The sequence below is a fragment of the Xanthomonas sp. NCPPB 1826 genome, from assembly GCF_056725285.1.
The window spans coordinates 4,643,275-4,668,638 of the sequence record NZ_CM161521.1; the positions used below are offsets into that span (position 1 = coordinate 4,643,275).

Sequence of the window (25,364 nt, forward strand, 5' to 3'; positions counted from 1 at the left end):
TCCGATGCAGACGCCGGAGATGCCGGTTCAGGTAATGCAAGCCGCAGGCCAGTTCAGGCCACCACGCGCCAGCCCTGGGTGTCGGTGCGCTGCAAGGCCTGCTCGACCAGCTCCCAGCCGGCACCGGGCCGGTGTGCGCCCTCGCTCAGGACCTGACGGAACGCGCGTCCGCCCGGCTGGCCATGGAACAGCCCCAACACGTGCCGGGTCATGTGTTTCAAGGCCAGGCCTTGCTCCAGTTGGGACTCGACGTAGGGCCGCAAGGCGCGCAGCAAGTGCTCGCGCGGCTGTTCCGCACGATGCGTCAGGGCCGCATCCAGGCGATGCAGTACGTAGGGGTCGTGGTAGGCGGCGCGGCCGAGCATGACGCCGTCGGTCTGGTGCAGATGCTCCATTGCGGTCTCCACCGCCGCAATGCCGCCATTGAGCACCACCGGCAGCGCGGGGCGCTCCTGCTTGAGGCGATACGCCCAGTCGTAACGCAGCGGCGGCACTTCGCGGTTTTCCTTGGGCGACAGGCCCTTGAGCCACGCGTTGCGGGCATGCACCACCACCATGGCGGCACCGGCTGCGACCACCTGATCGACGAAGCTGGCGAACACGGCATAGTCGTCATCGTCGTCCACGCCGAGGCGGCATTTGACCGTGATCGGCAGCGTGGTCGCCGCACACATGGCAGCAACACAGTCGGCCACCAGGCCCGGCTCGCGCATCAGGCAGGCACCGAAGCGCCCGGCCTGCACGCGATCGGACGGGCAGCCGCAATTGAGGTTGATCTCGTCGTAACCCCACTCCTGCGCGATCGCCGCGGCCTGCGCAAGCAGTGCTGGCTCGCTACCGCCCAGTTGCAGCGCCAGCGGGTGTTCGACCGGATCGAAGCCGATCAGCCGCGTGCGATCGCCATGGATCACCGCATTGGCGTGCACCATCTCGGTGTACAGACGTGCCGAGGGTGCCAGCAGGCGATGGAAGACCCGGCAATGGCGGTCGGTCCAATCCATCATCGGGGCGACGGATAGGCGCAGGGAGGCGGCGTAGCGATCGGCGGAAGCGGTCATCGACATGTGGCCGCAGCGGGCAGCCATCGGAATGCGGAGCAGGATCAAAAGCTTACACGGGTGTCGATGAATCTGCCGCAGCGTGGCATGGCCTTCTGCAAGACTGACCTGCCAGAGCCCTCTGATTGATCGCCGGTTTACTGCGCCATGTGATCGACCCGTACGGGCTGGCGAATTTCGGCATACCGCGCGTTGACGGAACCCGCTGGTGGCGCGCCTCGGCGTCCAGCATCGCGGCTATCTCTGCCATCGGAAGAGACGAGAAATCGCGGTGGCGCTGCGGTCGTTGCCTTCGCTCGCCAGGTGCGCGCGTTATCGGGCGGCATCGCTGCGGGATGCGCAGTGCCTGGGCGTTCGCCCATGTCGAGCGAACGCGGTGCATCGCCAATGACGAGCGGAGCTTGTGTCGTCCAGTGCTGGCGTCGTGCACTGCGCCTGGACAGGATCTGCAGTTACGGGTTGCGGAAGCCCACACGCTCTTCGGCGCTCAGCGGCTTGCCGAGGGCATGGTACGAGGCGACCAGGGTGATCAGGGCGGTGCCCAGCACGGTGTAGAAGCTCCACGACGTGGCCAGCACGTGTACCTGACCGAACACCAGCGCGACCACGGCGGTGGCGGTGCACAGCACCATCGCCAGCAGGGACATCAGGAAAGGGATGGAGGGATCGAGCTTCATGGTCCGAGGGTTCCAGTGTGCGATAGCGGAAGCATCGGCGTTCGCAGCGCTTTCTTGAACTGTTTTTTGCAGTTTTTCCAAACAAATTTTAAGCAAGTCAGCGCGCGCTCAGACTTATGTCAAACCCTTGGCGCACAAAGGTTTCAACGTCAGGAGACTCCTGACGTAGTGGTGGAAAAATCACCACCACCGCCAGAGATCCAACGCGCCTGCGGCAGAAAACCGGCGGGGCGATGGCTGCACTTTTCTGCGGGTCGTGGAGGCAAATTGAGCAGGTCGGCGAGCCACTAGCCGATCCGGGAGCGACGATTCACTGCGCTCGGTGCACGATGGTTGACCTCCGAACCTGGCGGGGCGATGGCTGCGCTTCTCGGGATGTGCTGAAGGCAGATTGAGTAAGTCGACGCGCGACCGGCCGATCTAAGAGGTGCGCTCGGTGCGCAACGGCTGACCCCCGAACCACGTCGGTGGGCATAGCTGAGCGGGCTTCGCCAGTACGCACCAGTGGCGTCAGCGCACGCGATGGGATGCTGCGAGCGAGGCCGCCGAGGCTCCGGGTATCGAGCTGCAGGACTCAGGCGATGGCGATCAGCGACTCACCACCAACGGTCACTGTGACGGAGCTGGCGTCGCAACCACGTACAGCGCGTCGAAGATGGCAGAGCGCGAGGCGTGCAACCCGCCCGGATGGGGCCTACAGACGGCTGGCCGGTGGATAACAGTGCAGCACGCTGCAGCAAGCATCACCGATGGCTCTCGCCGGCATCGGTAGCCGGACTAGCACCGGTATCGGCCGCATGGCGCCTATGCGAGCTTGCTGACGCCAGGCGTCACGCATGCCAGGCTCGCCATGCATGAGTGCCGCTCTCAGCGCGCCGGGGACGTCGCAAACTCGCCGCGTTGCAGCTTGGTCACATCGTTGCCCTGCCCGTCCTTGAGGCTGAGGTCCGCGCCCTTGGCGGCCAGATCCTTGAGCACGTCGGTGCGCTGGAACAGCGCTGCGTACATCGCTGCGGTCTGGCCAGCGTTGTTGCGCTGGTCCGGCGCGCAGTCGGCCTGCATCAGCCGCTTGGCGATGCCCAGCTCGCCCTTGAAGATCGCGCCCATCAGCGCAGTGTTGCCGCGCTTGTCCTGCGCGCAGGGGTCGGCACCGGCGCTGAGCAGTTGCTCCACTGCCGGGCGCTGGCCGTGATAGGCCGCCAGGATCAGGGCGGTGTAGCCCTTCTCGTCACGGGTATTGAGGTCGTAGTGCGAGCGGATGAACTCGGCCAGCATGTCCTGCCGCCCTTCGCGTGCCGCGTCGAAGAAGTACTCGCGCAACTGCAGCTTGATCTGCGCCGGGTCGGCGGCGGCAGTGGTGGCGTTGGTGGACATCGGCGCGGGCGAGGCTGCATTGGCAGCCGCAGACAGGGTGCCAAGCATCAGAAACAACAGGGTGCGCATATGGCTCTCCCGATAGCGAAACGGCACCGCGGCACAGGCCGCGATGCCGTGGGTGGATCAGTCCTGCAGGCTGGAGGCCAGCTGCTTGACCCGGGCCAGGTCGCCCTTGGCGACACGCGTCACGCCAGTGCCGTACTCGGGGTCGGCCTTGTACAGGAACGACAGCAGGAGATGCTTGCTCTCGGTGTCGGTGGTGGCCAGCGACTCACCGAAACTCTGCACCAGATCGGCGCGATCCTTCTTGCTGTAGGACCGATAGAGCTCACCGGCCTGCTTGAAGTTCTGCTCGCGGGTGATCTTGGCCTGCTGGGTAGTGCCCGACAGCGGCAACGCGCTGTAACGCGCAGCGGTGTCCTGCGGACGCGGCTCCAGCCGGCTTGGCTCGTAGTTCACGCCGCTGGTGGTGTGGCCGTTATTGCCTTCGCCATCCTGGTTGCCGTTGTTGACGGCCACACGCGGACGGTTGACCGGCAGGTTCAGGCCATTGGCACCGATGCGATACAGCTGGGTGTCGGCGTAGGAAAAGATGCGCCCCTGCAGCAGACGGTCTTCCGACGGCTCGATGCCCGGCACCAGGTTGGCCGGCGCCATCGCGACCTGCTCGGTTTCCTGGAAGAAGTTGTCGACGTTCTTGTTCAATACCATCTGGCCTACCTTCTGCTCCGGCACGTCCGGCCAGATCTTGGTGGCATCCAGCGGATCGAAATCGAACTTGGCCAGATCTTCCGGCTTGAGCACCTGTACGTACAGGTCCCACTTCGGGAAGTCGCCCTTCTTGATCGCACCGACCAGATCGTTGGTCAGGTGGCTATAGTCCTTGGCCTGGACGGCGGCAACCTGCTTGGGATCGAGGTTCTTGATGCCCTGCAGCGTCTTCCAGTGGAACTTGACGTAATGCACTTCGCCCTGCGCATTGACCAGCTTGTAGGCATGCACGCCGTTGCCATCCATGAAGCGATAGCCGGCCGGGGTGCCTTCGTTGGAGTACAGCAGGGTCAGCGTGCGGGTGCCTTCGGGCACGTGCGAGAAGAAATCGAAGCGGCGCGAATCGTCGTCCAGGTTGGTGCGCGGGTCCGGCTTGAACGCGTGGACCATGTCGGGGAACTTGATCGCATCGCGGATGAAGAAGGTCGGGAAGTTATTGCCGACCAGATCCCAGTTGCCTTCGCTGGTGTAGAACTTGGTGGCGAAGCCGTGCGGGTCGCGCAAGGTTTCCGGCGAGTGGTTGCCGTGCACCACCGAGGAAAAGCGCACGAACACCGGGGTCTTTTCGCCGGCGCTGAACACCTTGGCCTTGGTCAGGCTGGACAGATCGGCGGTGGCGGTGAACTCGCCTTTGACGCCGGTGCCGCGTGCATGCACCACGCGCTCGGGGATGCGCTCGCGATCGAAACGCTGCAGCTTCTGGATCAGCTGCACATCCTGCAGCAGGGTCGGGCCATTGGCTCCGGCGGTCTGCGAATTCTGGTTGTCACCGACCTTGGCGCCGTTGTCGCGGGTCAGGACGGATTGGGCGAAGACCGGCGGGGCGATCAGCGTCGGGGCTAGCAGGGCTAGCACCATGAGGGATCCAGGGCGCATGGCGTCAGCTCGTTTGAGGGAGCTGAATCATGGCCAGCGGACCGAAGCGTGAGAAGTCGTTAGTTATGATCGCTGCGATAGGCGAACATGATGATGACTACAGAGCGTGATATGCATCGCGTTACAAAGCGGCGACACGTTGAAGATCATGCCGCTTATGCCGCGGATGCGGTGACCAAGCTGATTCACAGCGAGGCATGCAGCGCGTTGGCGACTGCAGGAATACTGCAGTGCAGAAGATCGGCACACTCAGGAACCAGCGACAGCATGCGGTGAAAAATACGCACAGGGCCGGGTGTCATCGCCTGGTGGAAACCAAGGCACCACACCTTGCAACGTCTTCTTTATGCAGGCATGCACGCGCGACCCATGCGTTAAACAGTAGTCATCGCCTCACACCTGGATCGCTCACGGTTCAAAGACCACCAGAACCGCCCTGTTCGACAGGCAAACCGACGTCTGCCCGTCTGCGTGCCAGCCGCGCAGGATCCTCCAGCTCGAACAGGCTGCCGTCCGCCTTACGCTGGGTACCGTAGCGCTGCGGCTTGCCCGACATGATCAGATTACGATCCACGAACAATGCCATGTCCGCGGTGCTGTAAGACCCGCGCGCCACTGCAACCTCGATGCTCTTCAGGAAGCCATCGCGAAACGTGCGGTCAGTGGAGTGCTGCGCGACCAGGAAACCAGCGTGCGCCCCGTCTTCGCCAACCGACACGACATCGGGGAAGCCGAATTTCTCGATCAATGCAGACAGCGCAGCCTGGTTTTCCCGTTGCGACGCAACCAGACGCATTGCCATGTCTTTCGCTGCGCCTTGGTTGGCCTGTAGCTGTTGCGCCGTGAAGGCACCACGAATCTGCTCGCGGATCTTCTGATCTGCATCGGCCAGTGCCAGCAGCTGTTCGCGGCAAGAGGCGTTCATGCCTGGAAGACCTTGCTGCAGAGTGCGATCGGCTCCTGCAATCGCCCATCCCGCAGTCGTCAGCTGCCATAGCAGTACACCGAGCATCACTGTCTTCATCCGCAATCCTCCCGAATCTGGGAAGGTCACGACATCGCGTCGATAAAGCACGGCAGGGAAAGATACAGCTGCCATCGACATGCCACGCGCATTGACGGGCGCGGTCATGCACCGCAAACGCGTGACACCGGCACTCTGCGAGACGGGCATTTCATCCTCTCGACGGGACTGGCGCCGCTATCCAATCACCCGCTTGAATGGCGGCAACGCGTCGATGATGCGTTTGCCGTAGCGACGTGTCAGCAGGCGCGAGTCGAGGATGATCACGCGGCCGTGGTCGCTGGAACTGCGGATCAAGCGGCCTGCGAACTGTGTGAGCGTGCGCAGCGCGTGCGGGATGGCGATCAGGTTGAAGGCGTTGTGGCCGCGACTTTCCAGCCATTCGCTCAGGGTCGAGGTCTGCGGGTCGGTCGGCACCGCGAACGGCACCTGGGTGATGACCACCGTGGTGCAGGCATCGCCTGGCAGATCCAGGCCTTCGCCGAAGGAATTCAGGCCAAACAGCACCGAGCCTTCGCCGGCGGCGATACGGCGCAGGTGTTCGGTGATCAGCTGCGACTTGTTGCCCTCGCCCTGCACCAATACGCGGTTGCGCTGCGCCAGCGGCATCAGGTCGGCGACCTTTTCCATCTTCCAGCGCGAGGTGAACAGCACGATGCTGCCCTTGGCGGTCCAGTCGAGTTCGCGCACCAGGTAACGCGCAACTTCCTTCGGGTGGCCTTCGCGATCGTCGGGAGTGACCGGGAAATTGGGCACGATCAATTCGGCCTGATTGGGCAGGTCGAACGGTGAGGCCAGCGAGGCCATCTCGGCGTGATCGGGCAGGCCGTTGTCGATGGCGAACGATTGGAAATCGCCGCCGCCGGTCAAGGTGGCCGAGGTCATCACCACCGAATCCACCTCGTTCCAGATCATCGTGCGCAGCACCTGCGCGGCCGACACCGGCGAGCAATGGCAGATCAGATCGCCGTCGCGCGAGAGGGTGATCCAGCGCGCCATCGGCGGCTGGCCTTCCTTGTCTTCGCGCCGCCAGCCACTCCACAAATTGTGTTGCTGCTCGGCCATCTCCAGGGCCAGGCCGAGGCTGCGCTGCAGGCGTTCGCGCGCCGAATCGTCCTGCTTGCCCTTGGCAATCGCGCTGTGCGCGGCATGTACCCAGTTGAACAACGCGCGGGTTTCTTCGCCGAGCTCTTCGATCGCCGGGGCCCATTGCGGCGGCAGCTTGCCGTTGGGCGCACGCCACAAGGGATCGCGCTCGCCGGGCTCGGGCTTCCACACGCGTTCGACCTCGGCGTGGAAGGCCTTGAGCAGCTTGGACACGCGCGCGGCCACCTCGATGGCCTCGTTGGGCAGCAGGTTGCCGATCTTGTCCTTGTCCACCGCGCGGTAGGCGGCAGCGATGAGGATCTGCAACCGGCCGGTGCGCTTGGCCATCTCGTCCAATGGCAGGTTGGCCGCGCCCTGGTCGATCGCCACGCCGGCGATGTGATGGCCTTCGTCGAGCACCAGCAGCATGTCGGCGGGCGGGGCGATCAAGGGCTGGCCATTCTCGGCATCGCCCAGCGACAGCGACGACAGCAGCAATGCATGGTTGGTGACCACGATCTGCGCTTCGCGCACGTCGGTGCGCGCCTTCAGCACCGGGCATTGCGCGGCGTAGCTGCAGCGGCGGCCGGCACAGCCGGAGGCCGGCGTGGTGATGCGCAGCCGCAGCGGCACCGAGACCTGCTCGGGCGCATCGTCCAGATCGCCGTTCCAGCTGCGCTCGGCGTAGGCCGTGGCCAGGCGCTTGGCCAGGTCCGCGTCGGCCGGGCTGAGCGGGCGGTCGTAGAGCACCTGCTCGTCGTCGAACATGCCTTCCTGGCTGGTCTCGCCCTGCAGCTCAGCGGCATTGCGCGTGCACAGGTAGCGGGTGCGGCCCTTGGCCAGCGCGACCGTGGCTTCCAGCCCGGTGGCCTTGAGGAAGGCCGGGATGTCGCGCTCCACCAACTGCGACTGCAGCGCCACGGTGCCGGTGCTGATCACCAGCTTCTTCTTGGTGGCCAGGGCGATCGGCACGCCGGCAGTGAGATAGCCCAGGCTCTTGCCGACGCCGGTGGGCGCCTCGGCAATGCCGATGCCGCCGGAGGTGGCCAGCGCGCGCGAGACCAGGCCGATCATCTGGCTCTGCGCCCGCCGTGTGGCAAAGCCGGGCGTGTTGGCCTGCAGCTTGGCGTAGGCCTCGCGGATGCCGGCCTTGATCGGGTCGGTCAGAACACGCTGGGTGGGAACCGGCGCCGACGGCGCGGCCGGTGGGGCGACTTCATTCATCGCGCTATTTTCGCACGGACCGGCGCAGCGCCTGCGACCGGCGTGGCACTCGGCTGAACGTGTTTGCTGGCGCGGGGCGGCGCCACCGCCAGCCTGGTCCCGGATGCGCACGCTGCAAGGCCACTGCATGCGTCGGATCCGCTCATCGCCGGCGGGCACTGGCCGCAAGTTCTGACCCGAAGGGTCGCGCAATGGATGCCGCCCAAATCACCCTGCGCTGCCTGCAACGAGCAGGCAGCGTCGCTCCACGTTGTCAGCGGCGTTGCGTCCGCGGCGGCCATGCATGGCGCGCCCAGACCAGTCCGATGACCACCATTGCGACGCCCATCAGCAACATGCCGGCGCCCACGCCAGTGGGCCCGAAGCGTTCATACAGCAGGCCGCCGCGATTGACCGCAGCCAGCGCCTGCGGATGCAGCAGCGTCCACCCGCCCTGCCCGGCACTGACCAGCCCGACCACCACCAGCGCGATGGCTTTGAGCGGAATCATGGGCGCGGGCCGGCGGCGGGCGGCACGCGTTGCAGGCTGCCTGCCAGCGTCCACACCAGCACGCCGATGCCCACGCCTTGCATCGCCATCAGCACGAAGTGGGCGATGCTGGTCACCATGCTGATCTGACGCACATTGCCTTGCTGCAGCAACAGCATCGGAATCGCCTGGAAGGCAACCTCGGCAAACAAGCAGCCCAGCAGCAGCCAGAGCGCAGCCAGCCCGGCACGCCGCAACGGGCTTTGCGAGGCACGCCACAGCAGAACCAGCCCGAGCAGCAACGCGATCAGCATCGGCACGCGCGACAGCAGGCTGGTGACCAGGGTCAGCAGGATATCGGTGGCGGTGACGCTGCCCACCTCAGTCGGCACTGACCAGGAGGGCCTCGCGCGCGCGCAGCGCGGCGTAGACCGGGTCGGTGTCCGGGCGCACGCCGTGCCACAGCGCGAAGCTCTCGGCGGCCTGCTCCACCAGCATGCCCAGGCCATCGACGGCGTAGCGACATTGTGCCGCGCGTGCCCAGGCCAGGAAGGCGATGGCGGTGGCGCCGTAATTGAGATCGACCGCCGCGGTGAGGCTGTTGACCAGGCCCAGCGGCATGGCGAACGCACCGGCGTCGCGATCGCGCCCAGCCGCAGTGGCATTGACGATCAGTTCGAAGTCGCCCAGATCGCGCAGGTCTTCGATGTAGCGCGAGACCACCCGCCCCGGCTCGCCGAGCGCATCGCACAAGGCATCGGCGCGCTCAGGCGAGCGGTTCACCACCACCATCTCGGTGATGCCCGCTTCCAGCAGCGCCGGTGCCACGCCGCGCGCGGCACCACCGGCGCCGAGCAGCAGCACGCGGCGACCGCGCAGATCCAGCCCGTGGCGGTCGGTGAGGTCGCGCACCAGACCGGCGCCATCGGTGTTATCGCCCTGCCACTGGCCGTCGTTGCGCACCAGCATGTTGACCGCACCGGCCAGACGCGCGCGATCGCTCAGGCTGGCCGACAATGCACAGGCGGCTTCCTTCAGCGGCAGGGTGACGTTTGCGCCCTTGCCGCCTTCGTCGGCGAAGCGCTCCAGCGCGGCAGTGAACGCCTCCGGCGGTGCGTCGATGGCGGTGTAGTCCAGCGCGATGCCGGTCTGCTTCCCGAAGTCGGCATGGATGGCCGGCGACAGCGAATGGGCGACGGGGTGACCGAACACGGCATAACGGGATACGGGCATGAAACGCTCTCTGGTTGACTAGACTGTGCGCGACTTGAGGCAGGAACCCCGCATGCAACTTCGATGGACACTGCTCGCGCTGGCGGCAAGTTTACTCTGCGTCCCGGCCGCGTCGGGGCTTGCCGAATTCGGCATCGAAGGCATGGGCGTGGTTTCCACGCCGGCCAACGAAGCGCGCGCCACGCTGAGTCCGGACGGGCAACGCATCGTCTGGGCCAGCGACCGCGCCGGCGGCACCGGGGGCTGGGATCTGTGGCAGGCCCGGTTGAACGGCGGGCGCTGGCAGAACGCAGAAGTGCTGCCGATCAACACGGCGCAGGACGAGACCTCCCCGCTGTTCAGTGCCGATGGCCGCTGGCTGCTGTTCGCCTCCACCCGGCCCGGCGGTGCCGGCGGCGCCGACCTGTATCGCGCGCCGGTGGATGCGCAGGGCCGGATCGGTGCGGTGCAATCCCTGGGCGCGGCGATCAACAGCCGCGGCGACGAGCGCTCCCCGACACTGTCGCTGGACGGCACCCGCCTGCTGTTCGCCAGCAATGGCCACGGTGGCGCAGGCGGCATGGACATGTTCGTGGCGCGCTGGGATGGGCAGGCCTTCATCGCGCCGGTGCCATTGAGCGATATCAACAGCGCTGCCGACGAGCTGGATGCGGCCTGGCTTGGCGATGGACGGGGGCTGGTATGGGCACGCGGCCAGCAAAATGGTCCCAGCCAGTTATTGCTGGCGACCTGCAGCAACGGCCATTACACCGTGGGCCAGGCAGTGCCGCTGTCGTTCAACGGGCCGCAGGAACGCACCTTCGGTGCGGTGGTGGATGCGGCCAAGCCAGGCGAGTTGCTGGTGACCGGCAGCGCGCGCGCACCGCGTGCGGGGCAGCTGGACATCTACCGGATGAAGGCGCCGGTGGTGGAGGGGGATACGAGCTGCCGTTGAGGATGGGTGGGTGCGCAGACCCTTGCCAAGGGGCTGCTGGGAATACGACTTCACGCCAAGCTGTTGCAGAGCGGATGATCTGGGTCCTCGCTGCAGGACTGCTGATCTGCGGTTTGATTGCAGAGCTGCTGATCTGAGGCTTGGTCGCAGGGCCCTTGCCCGCCCACCATCGCGGGACACGCCGCAAGTACGTCCTTGTAGGCTCTTACGCGGCATCCATGCCGCGTAAGGTCCCGCGACGGTGAGCGGGCAAGGACCAGTCGGGATGGTCGGTGTGCATGGTCAGCAGCGGGAGCGGCGACCGGTGGGTCAGACGCAGCGGTGGTTCCGTGCTCCTTTTTAATCTAGCCGACCTGGTCTGATTTCCGACAGCGCTTTCCGTAGGATGCAGGAAGTGAGGCAATGGGTTTTCCCCTGTCTCTACATCGCCATGCACCAGTGCATACAAGCCACCAGGCAGCTGCGTCGAGTCACCTCGCTTAAGTCATCCCGCTTGTGCGGTTCCATCAGCGCACGACCAACTTGGCAGGCGTGATGTCCTTACCGGTTCCGGGACCCTTGGCGGCATGGATGCCGCCAAGGAGCCTCCATGGACGGATTCACGGCGTGTCCCGGAAGTGGTGAGGGCATCGCGCCCTCGATCAACTAGGCTCTCGACTGCATCCAGCAAAATGCAGCCAACAAATACCAGTGTGCTCACCGCAAGGCAGGCGCGGTCGATGCTCGGAAACAGCGTGTCCAAGGCGTTTACTAGGTTCTTCCAAAACTTCCAAATCCCGCCTGACGACTGTGCGCTAGATTTTTTGTTAGCGCTCTAACGCAGCGATGCAGCGGCCATGACCGCGCTCAATACACATCGCGCCGATAACGTCCCGCTGCGGTCAGCGACTCCAGCCGCGTCTCCCCCAGCAATTCGCGCAGCGTGGCATCGACCTCACGCGCCATGCTGTCCAGGCTGCCGCAGACATGGATCACCGCACCGCGATCGATCCAGTGGCGCAAGGTGTCGCCGGTCTCGCGCAAGTGATGCTGCACGTAGCGCTTGTGCGCCTGGTCGCGCGAGAACACCCGGTCCAGCTGCTGCAGATGGCCACGTGCATGCCAGGCCTGTAGTTCGTCGGCAAACAGACCATCGTGCGCGGCCTGCCGTTCGCCGAACAGCAGCCAATGCCCGTGCACGCCGGCCAGCTCGGCCTCGCGCAGCAGACTGCGCAAACCGGCGATACCGGTGCCGTTGCCGATCAACACCATCGGCGCCTGTTCGATGCGATGGAATCCGGGATTGGTGCGCAACCGTGCGCGTATCTGCCCACCGACGGGTGCGTGGCAGATCAGCCAGCCCGAGCCCAGGCCGGGGCTGCCGTCGGCGCCTGTGGTCAGGCGCACCACCGCGGTCGCAACGCCATCGGCCGGCACGCTGGCCAGCGAGTAGTCGCGGGTCGGCAGCCAGGCGCAGGCGTCCAGCCAGGTCTGCGGATCCGGATGCGGCGTGGGCGGGCGCGTGGGCGGCTCCGGCAGCACGCGCTCGGCGACGGCCTGCTGCAGCGGCAGCAATTGCGCATCGACATGCACCAGCGCGTCGGGTGGCAGTCCCCACGCAGCCAGGCACGCGCGGACGTGCATGTAGGCGTGCGCCGGCTGCACTTCGAGAATGTCGCCGGCCTGCCATTGCGTACCGGGCGGTGGCAGCAGATCGATCTGCCAGATCGGTGCTCCCTCGCTGCCCGGGTTGAGATGCGTGCGCGCCGACAACGTCCAGTGCAGCAGCGTCGGGCGTACCAGCGGCACGGCGGCCACCGGCGTACCGGCAATCTGCGCCAATTGCGCATGCCATTGCGCCAGGGCCTGCGGATCGGTGTTGTCCATTTCCACTGCCGGAAACAACGGCTGCGCGCCCTGCGCCTGCAGCCACTGCTCGATGCGTCGCGAAAACCCGCAGAACTGTGCGTACTGGCGGTCGCCCAGGGCGAGCACGGCATAGGTCAGCTGTGAAAGCGTCATGCGCTGACGCAACAGTTCGCGCTCGAAGCTGCGGGCGGTATCGGGCGGCTCGCCATCGCCAAAGGTGCTGACCACGAACAAGGCATGCCGGGTGCCCTGCAGATGCTGCGCGGTGAGTTGTGCTAGCGAGCGCACCTGCACCGGCAGACCGGCCGCCTGCAGATGCCCGGCCGCCTGCCAGGCCAGCCGTTCGGCAAACCCGCTCTGGCTGGCGAACCCGATCAACCACGGCTCGGCTTGCGAGGCCGCCGGTGCACCGTGCAGGACATCGCGCGCGGCACGCAGCGCGCGCTTCTTGCGGCGGCGATCCAGGTACAACATCCAGCCGGTCACGAAGAACACCGACATGCCGACACTGGCCAGCATCACCACGATGCGGCCCGGCAGCCCGAAGAAGCTGCCCGAATGCAGCGGAAACATGCTCACCAGCAACTGCTGCCCGCGCGGCAGCAGTGCATAGTCCTGGTGACGCAGCAACGCACCGCTGCCCGGCTCGATCTCCAGATTGTCGTAGGCGCGGTCGTGATCGGGATGGTCGGGCAGGAACCGCACGCTCAGCGGTTGCCCCGCACGCGGCGGGATACGCAGGTCCAGTGCCGCGCTATGCGTGGCCGGGATGGCATCCAGGGTGCGTTGCACGGCTGCAAAATCCACCGTGGCCGGGCGGTGATCGCGCCCGTCGCCACGCATCGCCGGCTCGGTGCCGAGCAAGGCCACCATGCCGTCGCGGTACCAGTTGTAGGACCAGGTCAGCCCGGTCAGCGCCACCAGCAGGTACACCAGCAGACACCAGGTGCCGAACACCGCGTGCAGGCTCCACAGAAAACTGCGCCCCTGCCGCCGCCATTCCACTGCCCACCAAGTGCGCAGACTCCACCAGCGTCGCGGCCAACGCAGATACAGGCCGGAAGCGCAGAAAAACAGCAGGATCAGAGTGCTCGCCCCGGTCACCGCCTGGCCGCGCTTGCCGGCGGTCAGATGGCGATGCAGGTCCTCGATAAAGGCAAACGCGCCGCTCAGCCGCGGAGCGGCGACCTTGTCGCCGGTATACGGATCGAAATACACCCGGCCGCCGCCCTTGCCGGCCAGGCGTGCGGTTGACGGACGCTTGCCGGTCGGATCGATCAGCATGCGGGTGACCGCCTGTTGCTGATCCAGGTCCAGCCGGCGCAGCAGCACATCCACCGGCAATGGCCGCTCGCCTGCCGCATGCCGCTGGGCCAGCTGTGCGATGGCTGGGTTGGCCAGCCGCACGATCTCGTTTTCGAAGGACATCAACGCGCCGGTCAGCCCCATCACCGACAGCACCAGCCCGGCCGTGATGCCGAGCAGCCAGTGCAATTGGAACAGGACGGTCTTGAGCACGCGCGCGCAGCCTCAAACAGTGGGCTCGCCATTGTAGATGAGAATCGTTATCGCAGTTTGCGTGGGGTTTTGGAGGCTCGCGCCGTTGACGCAACGCCGTCAGACAGCGACTGCTGTGTCACTCGATCATTGCAGCAACGCCGGTACCCACTGATCCGCGGGAAGCAGATTAGCTAAGCTGCCCGCGCCACACCTTCCATGCTCATCCGGGAAGATGGCGCGAGCCGCAAGAAGCGCAGGCCGCGAGAGAACGCGGCCTGCGGGATCATTGCTTTTTTCGAATCGCGCCAAGCCTGCAAGCGCCGATTGCGGCCTGGAAGGCGTGACAGTACCGCCTCAGCGTACTCAGCCTTCCCGCAACCAACGCGCCACCTGCGGTGCGAAATAAGTCAGCACGCCGTCAGCGCCGGCGCGCTTGAACGCCATCAGTGCTTCCAGCACGCACTTGCGCTCGTCCAGCCAGCCATTGGCGGCAGCGGCCTTGAGCATCGCGTACTCGCCGCTGACCTGATACGCGAAGGTCGGCACGCGGAATTCCTGTTTCACACGACGCACCACGTCCAGATACGGCATGCCCGGCTTGACCATCACCATGTCCGCGCCCTCTTCCAGGTCCAGCGCGATCTCGCGCATGGCCTCGTCGCTGTTGGCCGGGTCCATCTGATAGGTGGTCTTGTCGGCCTTGCCCAGATTGCCGGCGCTGCCGACCGCATCGCGGAACGGGCCGTAGAACGCCGACGCGTACTTGGCCGAATAGGCCATGATGCGCACATTGAGATGGTCCTGCGCATCCAGCGCGCGGCGGATCGCACCGATGCGGCCATCCATCATGTCCGACGGCGAGATGATGTCCACACCGGCTTCGGCATGCGACAGCGACTGCCTGACCAGCGCCTCGACGGTGATCTCGTTGAGCACATAGCCCTTGGCATCGATGATGCCGTCCTGGCCGTGCGTGGTGTACGGGTCCAGCGCCACGTCGGTCATGATGCCGAGTTCGGGAAACCGCGCTTTCAGTGCGCGCACCGCGCGCTGCGCCAGGCCGTCCGGATTCCAGGCCTCGGCCGCGTCCAGGCTCTTGCCGGCCGGGTCGATCACCGGGAACAGGTCGATCACCGGAATGCCCAGCTCCAGGGCCGCTTCGGCTTCGCGCAGCAATTCGTCCAGCGACAGGCGCTCGACGCCGGGCATGGACGTGATCGGCGCGCGGCCGGACAACTCATGCACGAACACCGGCCAGATCAGGTCATCGGTGGTTAGCGTGTTTTCGCGCATCAAACGGCGCGAAAACGCATCGTGGCGCATGCGGCGGGGACGGTAATGGGGATGGGCCATCGTGGGCTCCTGTCAGCAGCCGGCAAGTTTACGCCCGCGACCCGCCGCCGAACGCGCTGCGACGCTGTGTCGCAGCGGTGCAACGGGCCGGATCACGCTGTGATCAATGCAAGCGTGATCCGCTTGGACCACGCGGTCAGCTCACCCCACAGGGAACGCGCCCGGCTGGCGGCGGTGCCACGCGTCGATCTTCTCCATCGCCAGTCGGTGCACAGCCCCCTCGAGCTCGCGCGACCTGCCTGGAAGGCGACGCCGCGTGCTAGATCACGCCGCCGCCCAGGCTCAGACGGACCACCCCGACCACGATCACCAGGCCGTTGAGCAGCAGACCGGTCTTGGCACGCCCACGATTGCCGGCCGAGGTGAACAGCAGCGCGATCGCCGCGATCAGCGCGCCCACCGCCGCAAACGGGATCAGGAACCAGTTGCCCCAGCCCAGCAACGGGATGAAGGCCAGCACCATCCACAGCAACGCCACAATGCCCCACAGCAGGCTGATCAATCCCACGTGCCACCTCGCCATCTAAAGAATGGCATGAGCTTAGCGCCGCGCCCGCCAAGGCGCAGTGGGCAGATGGTCACCCTGACCAATGGCGGCTTGGCGGTAGCCTCACGTGGGCATGGCTAGGGTGCGGCAAAGTCCGGAGCGATTCAGTCCGGGCGCCGGATCATCGTTGCCATTACCCACAGGGGGTTCCACCATGTACATGCAATCGCTGATCAGGAATGCCGCCATCGCGGCTGCCACCGTTGCCTTGCTGGCCGGTTGCGCCAGCAGTTCCAAGGTGATGCTGGGCCAGGCGCGCGCGCCGATCGACCCGTCACTGGTGCAGGTGTACTCCAATGCACCGGTCGGCTCGGTGGAAATCGCCCAGCTCGAATCCACCAGCGCTGCCGGTTTCGGCACCCAGGGCCAGACCGATGCGGCCGTGCAACGGCTCAAGCGCGAAGCCGCCAAGCTTGGCGCCAACGGCGTGGTCATCGTCGGCGTGGGCTCGGAACGCTCCGGCGGCGGCCTGTCGGTCGGCGGCGGCAGCTACGGCGGTCGGGTCGGCGGTGGCCTGGGCATCGGCATCCCGACCACACAGAAGCGTGCGGCCGGCATGGCGATCTGGGTGCCGGCGAGGGCGCAGCAGCGCGCGGCGCCGGATATGCCGCCTCCAACGCGCTGAGGCGAACCACAAGGATTTGAAAGCATTTGCGAAGGCAGCACTGCAGCAGGGCGCGATGGTGGGCTCCTTCAAGCTCCATCGCGCCCTGATTCATTACACAGCCTCGAATCGCTTAGCGCTTGCCCTGCTGCGCCGGAATGAACTGCGTTTCCACCGCCTTGGCCAGTTGGTCCGGCGGCAGCAGGCCCTGGTCGAGCAGGAAGTTGTTGAAGGCAAGACGGTCGAACTTCTTGCCCAGGACCAGCTCGGTGCGCATGCGCAATTCGAGGATGCGGGTGTAGCCGTAGAAGTAGCTGCCGGCCTGGCCGGGCGCGCGGACGGTGTAGCGGTCCAGTTCCTGGCGGGTCATCGCTGGCGAGAGGCCGACGTCGTCTTCGAGCACCTGGCGTGCGCGTTCGCGGTCGATCAGGCCGAGGTTGAGCATCGGGTCGAGCATGGCGCGGGCGGCGCGTAGCAGGCGGAACTGCAGGGCGATCAGCTGACCGTCGAGCGGTTCATACGGGACCATTTCGGCTTCGGCATACAGCGCCCAGCCTTCGACGTTGACCGAGTTGAACGCGAACAGGCTGCGCGCCAGCGACACGCCGCGTTCGACCATGGCGGTGAACTGCAGCTCGTGGCCGGGGCGGCCTTCGTGCGCACTGAGCGTCCAGGCGGCCGAGCCGAAGTTGAAGTCGTCGTACTGTTCCTTCTTGGCGCCGTCGGCGGTCGGATTGCCCAGCGGCAGCACGAACTGGCCCTGCTGGCCGGTATTGCCGATCAGCGGTGCCGGCAGGAAGTGCGGCGCAGGTTGCGCGGCACTTTCGGCGGCACTGCCCAGGCGCATCTGCATGGGGCGATTGGGCACATCGACGATGCGCTGCTGGCGGATGATCGGGTCGATCTGGTCGATCACGCCGCGGTAGTGGGTTTCCAGCTGGTCGTCGTCGATCTTGTTGCCCTTGAGCGCACGGATCACCTGTACATAATCGCTGCCCTGCACGCCCTTGGCCTTAGCCACCAGCGGCGCGAGCTGACGCATCGCCGAGCGGGTTTCCATGAATTCCAGCTGCGCGCGCTGGATCAGCTGCTGCGGGGCGATATCGATGCCGACCTGCTTGAGCTGGAAGGCATACAGCGGTTCGGGCAGGCGGGTGTCCTTGCGTGCCTTCGGCAATACCGTGGTGCGGGTCCAGTTGGCGTAATCCTTCAACTGGGTGGACATCGCCTTGAGCGCTTCGTCACCGCCGGCGATCTTGTACTTGGCGAACAACTCGCCGATGCCGGCGACGTAGGTGTCCACGTTCGCAAGCGCCTGCTCCACTTCGCGCTGGGTGGGCTGCAGCAAGGTGGTGTTGCCAAGCTGCTCTTCGTAGCGCTGGCGGGCCAGCGTGGTGGTCGGCGTGCTGCCCGGCACCAGGCCGACGTAACGCTTGAGGCGGTCCAACGCCTTGGCGCGGCGCTCGGGCACGGTCTGGTCGGACAACAATCCATTGAGGCCGCTGAAGACCAGCTGCGGGGCATCGTTCCATGGCAACAGATAGCGCTCGTTGAGTTCGCTGCCTTCGATGTTCTGCTCGGCCGCAGCGATCATGATCTGCAGGTCCTGGCGCACATTGACGTCGCGCTCGGTGGCCAGCTTGGCCTGCAACGCGGCGCGTGCCTTGTTCATCGCATCGCGGTAGCGCGCGGCGTTGTTTGGCCCCAGGTCGATGACCTGGTCGTCGTAGCCGGGCACGCCGAAGAAGCTGGCGTATTCGGGCTGGAATGGCGCCTGCGCTTTCAGCAGGATCTGTGCATAGCCATTGCTGGTCTGCACCCAGGCCGGCGTGGCAGGTTGGGCCTGCGCGGCCTTACCGGTCTGTGCCTGCAATGGCAGCGAAGCACCGAGCGCCAGCGCAATGGCGAGAACGAGTGGTTTCATCGGGCGGATCCGCAAGTTGAGTAGCGCGACCCTACCCATCCGCAGCGGCTGCGGCAATGCGTCTTAGGTCATGGTCGGCAGGAGTGCGGCGTCGCTTGCGGGTCGGCTACCAGGTTGATTGGATCGGCGGTCTGCTGGCGAATGTCAGCATTTGCTAGCGCCATCGCCAGTGCTTGCGGCTGGCGTCCACCTGGCGCCGGCTTCCCTCGCCGCGCGGCCCGTGCAGATCCACGCTGCGACGGGCATCTCCTGCCCGGCCGGTCTTGTGAATGTCGCCGATGCCAGGCATCGGCGACCGTTTACCACTGCAGTTCCGACTCCCCCGGCACCCGATTGCCGGCCGCTCAGGGCATCAGGCAGCGCTGGATAAATGCCTCCGCGGTCTTGTAGCGATGCAGGGCGGTGCTGCCGGACAAGCCGTGCTTGGCGCCGGGATAGGTCATCAATTCGAAGGCAGTGCCGCGCGCCTGCAACGCGCTCATCAGTGCGGTGGAGTTGGTGAACAGCACATTGTCGTCGGCCATGCCGTGGATCAGCAGCAACTTGGCGCGCAGGCCGTCCAGATGGGTGGCGATGCGTGCGTCGCGGTAGCCGTCGGCGTTGCCGGCCGGCAGGTCCATGTACCGCTCGGTGTAATGGGTGTCGTACAGGCCCCAGTCGGTGACCGGTGCACCGGCCACGCCGCAGGCGTAGGCGTCGCTGTGTTTGGCCAGCAGCATGAGCGTCATGTAGCCGCCATTGGACCAGCCCTGCACGCCGATGCGGGCGGGATCGACCCAGCGCTGCGCCTTGAGCCAGGCCACGCCTTGCAGCTGGTCGTCCACTTCCACCGTGCCCTGCTTGCCGTACAGCGCGCCACCGAAGGCACGGCCACGCCGCGGGGTGCCGCGGTTGTCCAGCGAGAACACCACGTAACCACGTTGCGCAAGATATTGATCGAACAGCGCATCGCCACGGCTTGGCCAGGCGTCGAGCACGGTCTGCGCGGCGGGGCCGCCATACACGTACACCATCACCGGATAGCGCTTGGCCGGGTCGAAGTCGTCCGGTTTGATCAGGCGATACTGCAGCGGCGTGGTGCCGTCGGCAGCGGTGAGCGTGCCGAATTCCACCGGGCGCTGCGCGTCACGGTATCTGGCATACGGGTGCTGCGGATCGGCCAGATCGTTCTTCAACAGTGTGGCGATTTTTTCGCCATTGGCGCGAAACAGCTCGATCTGCGGCGGCGTGGTGGTGTTGGACCAGCTGTCGACATACACGCTGGCATTGCCGGCGAAACTGGCGGCGTGCGTGCCGTGGGTTGTCGAACGTTGTTCGATCGCACCGCCGGCCAGCGGCACGGCGTAGATGTGGGCCTGGGTCGGCGATTCCTTGCTGGCGGAAAAATACACCGTGCCGGCTTGCTCATCGACGGCGAGCAGTGCATCGACCACCCAGGCGCCGGAGGTCAACGGCGTGAGCGTGCGGCCGTCTTCCGATGCCACGTACAGATGCTCGTAGCCGCTGCGCTCGGAGTTCCAGATAAAGCGGCCATCCTTGAGAAAACGCAGATCGTTGTGGAGCGGTACCCAGGTCGGCGAGGTCTCGGTGATCAGCACGCGTTGCTTGCCGCTGGCCAGCGTGGCTTCGATCAACTCGAGGGTTTTCTGGTCGCGCGACTGGCGCTGGAAGGTCAGCCGCTGCGCATCGCGCCAATCCACCCGTGCGAGATAGATATCGGGGTTGTTGCCCAACTCGATCCAGCGCGGCGCGGCGTTGGAACGTGGCGCGATCACACCCAGTCGCACGGCCACATTGGGCTGGCCGGCCTGCGGATAGCGCTGGCTGATGACCTCGGTGTGGTCGGCATAGACTTCGGGGCGCTTTTGTACCGGCACGCCGGATTCGTCGATACGCGCGAAGGCGATCGCCGAGTCGTCCGGCGCCCACCAATAGCCGGTGTGGCGATCCATTTCCTCGTCGGCGACGAACTCGGCCACACCGTTGCCGATGGTGTCGCTGCCGTCGCTGGTGAGCTGCAGCTGCTTGCCGCTGACCAGGTCGATCACCCACAGGTTGCGCTCGCGCACGAAGCTGACGAAGCCGCCCCTGGGCGAGAGCTTGGCGTCGGTGGCGAAGCCTTCGCCGTGGGTGAGCTTGCGCACTGCCGCCGCGCCGGTCTTGCGCAGGTCGTACAGATACAGCTCGCCACCGAGCGGGAACAACAGTGCATGTGCGTCCGGCGCCCATTGGTAATCGACGATGCCGGCGAAGGCAGCGATGCGTTGGCGCTCGCGGCGGGCCTTTTCAACATCGCTGAGCGTTTCGGTGCCGGGCAGCACGAGCTTGGAATCCACCAGCAGCCGGGTCTGACCGCTGGCGATGTCGTACTCCCACAAATCCAGTTGATTGCGGTCGCTGTCCTTGCCGCGCAGGAAGCTCACGCGCGAGCCGTCGGGTGCGACCTTGGGTTTCATCAGCGTCGGGCCGGACAACGGCAACGGGCCGGTGATGGCATCGAGGGTTAGCTTTTCGGCGTGGGCGGTAGTGAGCGTGCTGAGCATGAGGGCAAGGGCGGCGAACAGGGCGCGCATCGAAGATCCTGTCTTGAGATAGCACACAGGATGCGGGCACGTGGGGTGTTTGAGAAGCGCGGCGGGTGATGGCGCGCGTGGACGTCCTGCCACTTTGTGCGCGCGGTAAAGGCGCGCGGACCGTACCGTCACCCCAACCCCTTCCCGGGGGGAGGGGGCTCAGCCGCCGTGTGGAACTGCCTTGCGTGCCGCGCTGTTGTTACTGCGCCCTCAGCGCTTGCCGAACAGATGCTTGCGCTCTTCCTCGCTCAGCGGCTTGCCGGCGTTGGGGTTGACCTGCTCCTTGAGCGCGTACGCACGTTGCGTGGCCGGGCGCGCGGCGATGGCGTCGTGCCAGCGCTTCAGATGCGGGAACTCGGCGTAATCGGGGCGGATGTCGGCGTAGACCTCGATCCACGGATAGCTGGCCATGTCGGCGATGCCGTACTCGGGGCCGGCCAGGAATGCCTGCTCGGCCAGGCGCTTGTCGAGCACGCCATGCAGGCGACGCACCTCGGCGTTGTAGCGTTCGATCGCGTAGGGAATCTTGTCCGGCGCGTAGACGTTGAAGTGGCCCATCTGGCCGCTCATCGGCCCCAGCCCACCCATCTGCCAGAACAGCCATTCCAGCGCGGCGATGCGGCCACGCGCATCGCGCGGCAGGAAGCGGCTGGTCTTCTCGGCTAGGTACAGCAGGATGGCGCCGGATTCGAACACGCTCTGCGCCGGGCCGCCGTCGGCCGGTGCGTGGTCGACGATCGCCGGCATCTTGTTGTTGGGCGAAATCTGCAGGAAGGCCGGCTCGAACTGCTCGCCCTTGCCGATGTTGACCGGCTTGAGCGTGTAGTTCAGCCCGGCCTCTTCCAGGAACAAGGTGACCTTGTGGCCGTTGGGGGTGGGCCAGTAGTACAGGTCGATCATCGTGCGCTCCAGTTCGGCAGGGGATGGCACGCAGCGCGCGCCTTGGCGATCGATGGTACGACCAAGCCCGCGACCGGCGCGTGCGCGTGCCGTAGTGCTGGCTGGAACGATGTGTGACGCGATTGGCTCGCGGCCGATGCTGCAGTGCAAGTTGACTTGGTTAAGCCTGCGCTCACAAATGCACGATTGTTTCATCGACCTTCGCCTGTCCCGCCTGGGGCCGGCTTATCTTCACTTGGGGAAGAAATCATCGTGAGAGAGCCACGCACCCTGCCGCGCACGCGGCGTCTGACGTCTGCCCTGCTGTTTGCCCTGTCGACGCCGCTGGCCGCGCAGACCGCGCCGGCACCGCAGTCCGCATCCACCGTCCCCGGCGCGAGCCAAGCCGACCCCGCCACGCTCGATGCGGTGCAGGTCACCGGCATCCGCGGCAGCCTGACCTCGTCGATGAACGTCAAGCGCGATGCGCAAGGCATCGTCGACGGCATCGTGGCCGAAGACATCGGCAAGTTCCCCGATACCAATCTGGCCGAATCGCTGCAACGTATCAGCGGCGTGTCGATCGACCGTTCGCTGGGCGAAGGCTCGCGCGTCACCGTGCGCGGCGTCGGCCCGGACTTCAACCTGGTGCTGTTGAACGGCCGGCAGATGCCGGGCGCCAGCATCGAGGAATCCAACGCCTCCAACTCACGCGCGTTCGACTTCGCCAACCTGGCGTCGGAGTCGATCTCCGGCATCGAGGTGTTCAAGACCAGCCGCGCCAGCACGCCCACTGGCGGCATCGGTGCGACCATCAACATCAAGACCAGCCGGCCGCTGGACAACCCGGGCCTGCACGCCAACGTCGGCCTCAAGGGCGTACACGACAGCTCCAACGAGAATCTGCCCGGACGCCTGCAGGGCGATTCGCTGACCCCGGAAATCTCCGGCATTTTCAGCAACACCTCGGCCGATGGACGCTTCGGTGTATCGCTGAGCGGCAGCTACCAGGAACGTGACTTCGGCTACAGCCAGGTCGGCGTGCCCAACGGCTGGCGTTCGTTCCGCGGCGATTCCACCGCCTACGGCACCATTCCGCAACCGGGCGCGCCGGGCTCAGAGAACATCGTCAACCGCCCCGGCCCGAATGACATCTATTCGGTGCCGCAGAACCTCAACTACCGCGTGGTCGGCGTCGAGCGCCAGCGCACCAACGGCCAGTTGACGCTGCAGTACAAGCCGCTGGACAACGTCACCACGACGCTGGATTACACCTATTCGGAAAACAAGATCCAGCAGCAGCGCAACGAGATGTCGGTGTGGTTCAACTATGGGCCGTCGGCCAGCGCCTGGACCAATGGCCCGGTCGCCGGGCCGGTGAGCTATTCGGAAATCGTCAATCCGGCCACCAGCGATCTGGCCACCGCCGGCTCCAATGCGGCCACCCGCAACCAGAACAAGTCGCTGGGTTTCAACGTGGATTGGGCGGTGAACGACCAGTTCAAGCTCAACTTCGACATCCACCGCTCCACCGCCGAAGCCGGTGCGGACAGCCCGTTCGGTTCCAGCAACTCGCTGGGCGTGTCCGGCTTTTACCGCGGCACCTCGGTTGTGGATTTCAGCAAGGATTTCCCGGTGCTGCAGCAGCAGCTGGGCTTCGGCCTGACCGGGCTGGATCCGTCGCGCACCTTGGTCACCGGCTCGGCGTTCCGCAATAGCTACATGAAGTCGGAGATCGACCAGGCCCAGGTCAACGGCGACTTCACCTTCGAAAATTATTCGCAGTTGAAGTTCGGCATCGGCAGCACCGAGGTCAAGAACCGCTCGGCATTCTCCAACGTGCAGCGCGACACCTGGGGCGGTGCCGGCACCGCGGCCGATTATCCGGACGATCTGTGGATCCCCAGTTCGTTTGCGCAGTACTTCGATGCGATCGACGGCAGCGGCAATCCGGCGCAGTTCAACCAGCTGTTCCTGTTCGACTTCGAACGTGCCCGCCAGGCGGCCGCGCAGGTGGCCGGCGACGATGCGCTGTACCGCACCTCGCCGGTGTTCACCACCGACCGCCGCGTCACCGAAAAATCTAAGAACGCCTACCTGCAGTGGAACAACAGCTGGGACGATCTGCGCGTGCCGATCAGCCTGGCCGCCGGTGTGCGTTACGAAGAAACCAAGGTGGACGCGCAGGCACTGGTGCCGGTGGCGGTGGGCATCGACTGGGTCGCCAACAACGAGTTGCCGATCCGCCTGGCCGACTCGGCGTTCGCCAGCGGCAGCGGCAAATACGAATACTGGCTGCCCAGCCTGGACCTGAGCTTCAAGCTCACCGAGGATCTGGTGCTGCGCGGCAGCTACGGCGAAACCATCGGCCGGCCCGGCTGGGGCGACATCCAGGGCGGGCAGACGCTCAACCAGATCGCGCGCCTGGAAGGCGGCACCGGCCAGGAAGGCAATCCCGGCCTCAAGCCGCTGCTCTCGCACAACATCGATTTCTCGCTGGAGTGGTACTACAGCGATGCCAGCTACGCCTCGGTGGGCTTCTTCCGCAAGAACATCGACAACTACATCGGCGTGACCACGCGCAACGACTCCTCGCTGGGATTGAACACGCCGGTGGGTGGTGCGTACTGGAACGAAGCGCTGGGCAACGGCTGTGCCTCGGCCGACCTGACCTGCATCCGCAACTACATCTTCCGCAACCGCGGCGGTGCGCCCGGTGTGGTGCGCGGGCAGGATGATTCCAACGGCAACGCCACCGGTGTGATCAGCGGGCAGCCGGGCGATCCGGTGGCCAATTTCGCCATCACCGCGCCGGCCAACCAGCGTTCGGCCTCGCTGGACGGTTGGGAATTCAACCTGCAGCACATGTTCGGCGACAGCGGCTTCGGCGTGTCGGCCAACTACACCATGGTCGACTCCGGTCTGACCTACAACAACTACGTGATCGGCGAGCAGTTCGCGCTGGAAGGGCTGAGCGATTCGGCCAACGTGGTCGGCTTCTACGATCGGGACAAGTGGCAGGTGCGTGCGGCCTACAACTGGCGCGACGAGTTCCTGGCCGCACGTTTCGACGGCAGCGGCCAGCCCAACCCGGTCTACACCGAAGCCTATGGTCAGCTGGACCTGAGCATCGGTTACCAGTGGACCGAGAACCTGTCGCTGAGCCTGGAGGCGATCAACCTCACCGACGAGGTGCAGCGCCAGCACGGCCGTCACCCGAACCAGATCATCTACGCCACCCAGACCGGCCCGCGCTACATGCTGGGCGTGCGTTACAAGTTCTGGTGATGCAGCGCGTTGGTCATGCAGTGATGTTCTTTTAAGCGCTCCCGGCAGCGAGTCTGCCGGGGCGTTTCGCACGGCGCTCTCGTGGCGTTTCCCGATGTGTCGCATCCGGGACTTGCCAT

At 65.7% G+C, this 25,364-nt stretch carries 18 protein-coding genes; 3 read left to right on the top strand and 15 right to left on the bottom strand.

All coding sequences use genetic code 11. The annotated features are described in order from the left end of the window. Nucleotides 1–53 precede the first annotated feature (53 nt). The 9 genes from dusA to aroE form a co-directional block, all read right to left on the bottom strand. Nucleotides 54–1,058, bottom strand: a complete 1,005-nt coding sequence (gene dusA / locus AC1PLA_RS19560; RefSeq protein ID WP_481105182.1) for a tRNA dihydrouridine(20/20a) synthase DusA — start codon at nucleotides 1,056–1,058, stop codon at nucleotides 54–56. 452 nt (nucleotides 1,059–1,510) lie between these two features. Further along, on the bottom strand, nucleotides 1,511–1,735 hold the full coding sequence (locus tag AC1PLA_RS19565) for a hypothetical protein (protein WP_016902784.1): 225 nt from the start codon (nucleotides 1,733–1,735) through the stop codon (nucleotides 1,511–1,513). 867 nt (nucleotides 1,736–2,602) lie between these two features. Continuing rightward, on the bottom strand, nucleotides 2,603–3,178 hold the full coding sequence (locus tag AC1PLA_RS19570) for an ankyrin repeat domain-containing protein (protein ID WP_039512652.1): 576 nt from the start codon (nucleotides 3,176–3,178) through the stop codon (nucleotides 2,603–2,605). Nucleotides 3,179–3,235: 57 nt separating this feature from the next. Further along, nucleotides 3,236–4,741, bottom strand: coding sequence for a catalase KatB (gene katB / locus AC1PLA_RS19575; protein ID WP_016902786.1), 1,506 nt, complete (start codon nucleotides 4,739–4,741; stop codon nucleotides 3,236–3,238). 433 nt (nucleotides 4,742–5,174) lie between these two features. Beyond that, nucleotides 5,175–5,684 (bottom strand): DUF6624 domain-containing protein, encoded by a 510-nt coding sequence (locus AC1PLA_RS19580; protein WP_481106233.1) that lies wholly within the window; start codon nucleotides 5,682–5,684, stop codon nucleotides 5,175–5,177. 276 nt (nucleotides 5,685–5,960) lie between these two features. Beyond that, complete coding sequence (dinG, locus tag AC1PLA_RS19585; RefSeq protein WP_481105183.1) at nucleotides 5,961–8,093, bottom strand: ATP-dependent DNA helicase DinG; 2,133 nt, start codon at nucleotides 8,091–8,093, stop codon at nucleotides 5,961–5,963. A gap of 253 nt (nucleotides 8,094–8,346) precedes the next feature. Beyond that, the gene (locus AC1PLA_RS19590) at nucleotides 8,347–8,583 is read right to left on the bottom strand and encodes a hypothetical protein (protein WP_104644674.1); all 237 of its coding nucleotides are present in this window, start codon (nucleotides 8,581–8,583) and stop codon (nucleotides 8,347–8,349) included. Beyond that, complete coding sequence (locus AC1PLA_RS19595) at nucleotides 8,580–8,954, bottom strand: hypothetical protein (RefSeq protein ID WP_016902791.1); 375 nt, start codon at nucleotides 8,952–8,954, stop codon at nucleotides 8,580–8,582. The genes AC1PLA_RS19590 and AC1PLA_RS19595 overlap by 4 nt, the downstream gene beginning before the upstream one ends. Further along, entirely contained in the window at nucleotides 8,944–9,795 is an 852-nt protein-coding gene (gene aroE / locus AC1PLA_RS19600; protein WP_481105184.1) for a shikimate dehydrogenase, read from the bottom strand. Before aroE ends, AC1PLA_RS19595 begins: the two co-directional genes overlap by 11 nt. A gap of 52 nt (nucleotides 9,796–9,847) precedes the next feature. Between aroE and AC1PLA_RS19605 the strand changes: the two genes are divergently transcribed. Further along, a complete protein-coding gene (locus AC1PLA_RS19605; RefSeq protein WP_481105185.1) occupies nucleotides 9,848–10,729 on the top strand; it encodes a TolB family protein in 882 nt (293 codons plus the stop codon). Between the two features lie 846 nt (nucleotides 10,730–11,575). On the opposite strand, the gene AC1PLA_RS19610 is transcribed toward AC1PLA_RS19605, so the two are convergent. From AC1PLA_RS19610 to AC1PLA_RS19620, 3 genes are all read right to left on the bottom strand, one after another. Further along, entirely contained in the window at nucleotides 11,576–14,095 is a 2,520-nt protein-coding gene (locus AC1PLA_RS19610) for a PepSY domain-containing protein (protein WP_481105186.1), read from the bottom strand. 345 nt (nucleotides 14,096–14,440) lie between these two features. Next, nucleotides 14,441–15,430, bottom strand: coding sequence for a porphobilinogen synthase (gene hemB, locus AC1PLA_RS19615; RefSeq protein WP_184353577.1), 990 nt, complete (start codon nucleotides 15,428–15,430; stop codon nucleotides 14,441–14,443). Between the two features lie 259 nt (nucleotides 15,431–15,689). Next, nucleotides 15,690–15,932 (bottom strand): hypothetical protein, encoded by a 243-nt coding sequence (locus AC1PLA_RS19620; RefSeq protein ID WP_172453327.1) that lies wholly within the window; start codon nucleotides 15,930–15,932, stop codon nucleotides 15,690–15,692. Nucleotides 15,933–16,131: 199 nt separating this feature from the next. Here AC1PLA_RS19620 and AC1PLA_RS19625 point away from each other — a divergent pair, with 199 nt between their 5' ends. Further along, complete coding sequence (locus AC1PLA_RS19625; RefSeq protein ID WP_481105187.1) at nucleotides 16,132–16,602, top strand: hypothetical protein; 471 nt, start codon at nucleotides 16,132–16,134, stop codon at nucleotides 16,600–16,602. Nucleotides 16,603–16,714: 112 nt separating this feature from the next. Here AC1PLA_RS19625 and AC1PLA_RS19630 read toward each other — a convergent pair whose 3' ends face one another. From AC1PLA_RS19630 to AC1PLA_RS19640, 3 genes are all read right to left on the bottom strand, one after another. Then, entirely contained in the window at nucleotides 16,715–18,505 is a 1,791-nt protein-coding gene (locus tag AC1PLA_RS19630; RefSeq protein WP_481105188.1) for a DUF885 domain-containing protein, read from the bottom strand. Between the two features lie 344 nt (nucleotides 18,506–18,849). Next, the gene (locus tag AC1PLA_RS19635) at nucleotides 18,850–21,078 is read right to left on the bottom strand and encodes a S9 family peptidase (RefSeq protein WP_481105189.1); all 2,229 of its coding nucleotides are present in this window, start codon (nucleotides 21,076–21,078) and stop codon (nucleotides 18,850–18,852) included. Nucleotides 21,079–21,288: 210 nt separating this feature from the next. Beyond that, on the bottom strand, nucleotides 21,289–21,978 hold the full coding sequence (locus AC1PLA_RS19640) for a glutathione binding-like protein (protein ID WP_481106234.1): 690 nt from the start codon (nucleotides 21,976–21,978) through the stop codon (nucleotides 21,289–21,291). 252 nt (nucleotides 21,979–22,230) lie between these two features. Here AC1PLA_RS19640 and AC1PLA_RS19645 point away from each other — a divergent pair, with 252 nt between their 5' ends. Then, a complete protein-coding gene (locus AC1PLA_RS19645) occupies nucleotides 22,231–25,245 on the top strand; it encodes a TonB-dependent receptor (RefSeq protein WP_166773740.1) in 3,015 nt (1,004 codons plus the stop codon). Nucleotides 25,246–25,364 lie beyond the last annotated feature (119 nt).